This window comes from Vogesella mureinivorans (assembly GCF_007644035.1).
In the GTDB taxonomy this organism is placed as follows: Bacteria; Pseudomonadota; Gammaproteobacteria; order Burkholderiales; family Chromobacteriaceae; genus Vogesella; species Vogesella mureinivorans.
Genome location: NZ_VMTV02000944.1, coordinates 1 through 260, shown reverse-complemented (window position 1 = coordinate 260; position 260 = coordinate 1). Strand labels below are relative to the sequence as shown.

1 pseudogene is annotated in these 260 nt (G+C 72.7%); it reads left to right on the top strand.

The annotated features are described in order from the left end of the window. Positions 1 to 260 (top strand): annotated as a pseudogene (locus FLQ44_RS23900) (hypothetical protein); the annotation flags it as partial.

Genomic DNA, 260 nt, shown 5'->3' with positions numbered 1-260 from the left:
AGCACGAGCTCGGGCACGAGCACACCGCCTGGGAATGGTTCGGCTTTGGCCAGACCCTGGCCCTGCTGCCGCTGGGCGAACGCACCGCCTCCGCCGTGCTGACCCTGCCCGCCTGCGAGATCCAGCGACTGCTGGCGATGGACGAGGCCGCCTTCGGCGCCGAGATCACCCGCCGCTTCGACGGCCGCCTGGGTGCGCTGCAGCCGGCCAGCAGCCGCCACGCCTATCCGCTGGTCGGCGTGTATCCGCGGCGGTTCGTC